Source organism: uncultured Amnibacterium sp. (assembly GCF_964245895.1).
GTDB lineage: Bacteria > Actinomycetota > Actinomycetes > Actinomycetales > Microbacteriaceae > Amnibacterium.
Genome location: NZ_CAXTOQ010000238.1, coordinates 1 through 3369 on the forward strand (window position 1 = coordinate 1; position 3369 = coordinate 3369).

Here is a 3369-nt window from a genome sequence, read left to right on the forward strand (position 1 = left end):
GTCGGGATCCTCGCCGGCATCGGCGCGGACCCCTCCGGAGCCGACGGGATCTTCGCCGTGTTCTCCGACGACCTGACCGCGGCCTACGAGGCGGACCCGCCCGTGCTGCTGCCCGGCGTCGCGGAGGCGGTCGAGCAGCTGCGGGCCGGAGGCGTGCGGGTGGCGCTGCAGACCGGCTACCGGCTCGAGGTCGCGCAGGGCCTGCTCGACGTCGTCGGGTGGCAGGTCGGCCGCGACGTCGACGCGCTCGTCACCGCCGAGGACGTGACCGCCTCCCGGCCCGCGCCGTACCTGGTCTTCCGGACCATGGAGGCGACCGGCGTCGTCGACGTGCGCGAGGTGCTCGTCGCGGGCGACACCGTCAACGACGTGACCGCCGGCACCCGGGCGGGCGCCCGGTTCGTGGTCGGCGTGCTCACCGGCTCGCACACGTCGGAGGAGCTGGGCGCCGCGCGCCACACGCACCTGCTGTCGAGCATCGCGGACGTGCCGGCGCTGCTCGACGCGGAGGGCTGAGCGCGCCGCGCCTGCCTCCGGCCCTCACCCGCGGGTGAGCGGGTCGCGGACATCGGAGCGGGTCACGACCCGCTCACCTGCCCGCGCCGCGCTCAGTCGGCCGCCCGCCGCAGACCCGGTGGGACGATCGCCCCGTGACCGAGAGGGACGAGGTGCTGGGCGAGGTGGCAGCGCGGCTCGTCGCGGCAGCTCCGGGTCACCCGCTCCGCGTGGCCATCGACGGGATCTGCGGTGCGGGGAAGACGACCTTCGCGGTCGACCTGGCGGACCGCCTCCGCCGACTCGGACGCCCGGTGATCCACGTCGACTCGGACGGCTTCCATGCCGTCCGCGCGATCCGGTACCGACAGGGCCGCGACTCGGCTCGCGGCTACTACGAGGACGCGTACGACCTCGATGCGGTACGAGCGCTCGTGCTGGCACCGCTCGGGCCCGGCGGGTCCCATCGCTACGCGGAGCACGTGCACGACCTGGAGACCGACGAGGTCGCTCCGCGCTTCGCGACCGCTCCGGCGGACGCGATCGTCCTGTTCGCGGCGACCTTCGTCCAGCGGGTCGCGCTGCGCGACTGCTGGGACGAGGTGATCTGGCTCGAGGTGCCGCCCGCCGTCGCGGAGGAGCGCGGCGTCGCGCGAGACGCGGCGGCGCTCGGCGGGGAGACCGCAGCCAGGGAGGCCCATGCGATGCGGTACTCGGCCGCATGCGCGATCTACGTCGCCGAGGAGCAGCCCGGGGAGCGCGCCTCGATCGTCGTGGAGCACACCGATCCGGCGCGTCCGACGATCACCCGGTCGTGACCGGGTTCCGGACACCTGAGCGGGTCCGGACCCGCTCACGTGTCCGGACGGCGCTCACACGTCCTCGATGTCCGTGAAGAGCGCGGTGACCTTGCCGTTCGCGGCGGGGAAGAATGCGCCGAAGAACTCGCCGGCCTCGGGCCCCGCGACGGCGGCGGACGCCTCGTCGTAGCCGGCGAAGTACAGCAGCAGCGAGCGGTGCGCCGGCGTCGGCGTGCCGTCCTCCTTCGGCCAGACCTTCCCCGACTCGAGCCGCTGCAGGCCCGGCAGGGCGCGCGCCTTCGTCAGGAGGTCCGGCCACGCCGCGTCGAACGCGTCGTTGTCGTCCTGGTTGTCCACGATGAGCTCGATCTTGGTCGGCATGCGGTCAGCAGAGCACGCGGGCGCTGGGGGTGGGCCGACTGTTCCGCTCGCCGCGTCCGGCGAGCACCGCTGCGTGGAGTACGCCATGCCTTCCGCGCCTGATCGCGCCGTACACGGTGCAGGATCCCGTTCCGCGATCAGGATCAGATCGCGGACCTCGTCCTGCACGCGGTACGTGATCCTGCAGATGCCACGGGTCGGTCGGCACAGCCACTCGATCCTCACCGCCACGTGACGAAGACTGCTGCCGTGCCCAGCGAGATCCGTTCTGCGCTCGATGCGGACCTCGACCTGCTCGCCGGGATCGAGGACGCCGCCGACCGCCGCTTCGTCGACCTGTTCCGCCCCGAGCGCTGGGATGCGGCGCCGAGCGGACGGGTGCGGGCGGCGCAGCCGGGGTTCGTGCTCGTCGCGGCCGAGCGGCCGAGCGGGCCGCCGATCGGGTTCGTCCACGTGCTCGAGCACGACGGCGCGCACCTCGAGCAGCTCGCCGTGCTGCCGGAGGCGGGTCGCCGCGGGCACGGCCGCGCGCTCGTCCGCGCCGCGCTGGTGGAGAGCGCCCGTCGCGGCCACGAGCGGGTGACCCTGCGCACCTACGCGGACGTTCCCTGGAACGCGCCGTTCTACGCCTCCCTCGGCTTCGTCGAGAGCGAGCCCGACACCCCGTTCCTCCGCGGGCTCGTCGCGACGGAGGCGCGCCTCGGCCTCGATCGGCACGGCCGCCGGGTGCAGCTGACCGCGTCGAGCGGTGTCCCCGGCCCGCGCTAGGGTCCTTCCCGATCACCTTTAACGGACCGTCCGGAGAGACGGGGAAGGAGGTCGGATGACGCTGCGCACCCTCCTGGAGGCCGACGACGTCCGCCGCGCGGTCACCCGTATGGCGCACGAGCTCGTCGAGCACGATCCCGACGCCGAGCGGCTCGTCCTGCTCGGCATCCCCACCCGCGGCGCGGTGCTCGCCCGCAGGCTCGGGGAGCAGATGACCCGGATCGCGGGACGCGAGGTGCCCGTCGGCCTGCTCGACGTCACGCTCTACCGCGACGACCTCGCCGGGCAGCCCACTCGGGCCACCGGCCGCACCGAGGTGCCGTTCGACCTCGACGGCGCCACGGTCGTGCTCGTCGACGACGTGCTCTACTCCGGTCGCACGGTGCGCGCCGCGCTCGACGCGATCACCGCGCTCGGCCGGCCCGCCGTCGTCCGCCTCGCGGTGCTCGTCGACCGCGGGCACCGCGAGCTGCCGATCCGGCCGGACGCCGTCGGGCGCAACCTGCCCTCGGCGAAGTCGGAGCGGGTGGCGGTCCGGCTGTCGGAGGTCGACGGGGAGGACTCGGTGACGATCGGATGAGCGGGCACCTGCTGTCCACCCGCGGCTTCACCCGGGACTCCGCCGTCGCGCTGCTCGACGTCGCCGAGGACATGGCCGACACCCAGCGGCGCAGCGTGAAGAAGCTGCCGACGCTGCGCGGCACCACGATCGTGAACCTCTTCTTCGAGGACTCGACCCGCACCCGGATCTCGTTCGAGGCGGCCGCGCAGCGGCTCTCCGCCGACGTGATCACCTTCAGCGCGAAGGGCTCGTCCGTGTCCAAGGGCGAGAGCCTGCAGGACACCGCGCAGACCCTGCAGGCGATGGGCGCTGACGGCATCGTCCTGCGGCACGCGTCCTCCGGCGCCGCGCACACGCTGGCGA

The 3369-nt window shown here is 73.9% G+C and carries 5 protein-coding genes and 1 pseudogene; 5 read left to right on the forward strand and 1 reads right to left on the reverse strand.

Annotated elements, in window-relative coordinates:
• Positions 1-516 (forward strand): HAD family hydrolase (locus ACFE60_RS18345; protein ID WP_375390291.1); only part of this gene is annotated, 516 nt, incomplete at its 5' end.
• 134 nt (positions 517-650) lie between these two features.
• Positions 651-1313: a uridine kinase gene (locus tag ACFE60_RS18350; RefSeq protein WP_375390292.1), complete on the forward strand. Its 663-nt coding sequence runs from the start codon at positions 651-653 to the stop codon at positions 1311-1313.
• Between the two features lie 54 nt (positions 1314-1367).
• Here ACFE60_RS18350 and ACFE60_RS18355 read toward each other — a convergent pair whose 3' ends face one another.
• Entirely contained in the window at positions 1368-1676 is a 309-nt protein-coding gene (locus ACFE60_RS18355) for an EthD family reductase (protein WP_375390293.1), read from the reverse strand.
• A 249-nt stretch (positions 1677-1925) separates the two neighbouring features.
• Between ACFE60_RS18355 and ACFE60_RS18360 the strand changes: the two genes are divergently transcribed.
• The 3 genes and pseudogenes from ACFE60_RS18360 to ACFE60_RS18370 form a co-directional block, all read left to right on the forward strand.
• A complete protein-coding gene (locus ACFE60_RS18360; RefSeq protein WP_375390294.1) occupies positions 1926-2444 on the forward strand; it encodes a GNAT family N-acetyltransferase in 519 nt (172 codons plus the stop codon).
• Between the two features lie 55 nt (positions 2445-2499).
• On the forward strand, positions 2500-3024 hold the full coding sequence (gene pyrR / locus ACFE60_RS18365) for a bifunctional pyr operon transcriptional regulator/uracil phosphoribosyltransferase PyrR (protein WP_375390295.1): 525 nt from the start codon (positions 2500-2502) through the stop codon (positions 3022-3024).
• Positions 3021-3369 (forward strand): annotated as a pseudogene (locus ACFE60_RS18370) (aspartate carbamoyltransferase); the annotation flags it as partial. The gene pyrR and the pseudogene ACFE60_RS18370, both read left to right, overlap by 4 nt.

Coding starts and splice junctions, on each gene's coding strand:
- ACFE60_RS18355 (WP_375390293.1), bottom strand. CDS start 1,676: ATGCCGACCAAGATCGAGCTCATCGTGGACAACCAGGACGACAACGAC.
- pyrR (WP_375390295.1), top strand. CDS start 2,500: ATGACGCTGCGCACCCTCCTGGAGGCCGACGACGTCCGCCGCGCGGTC.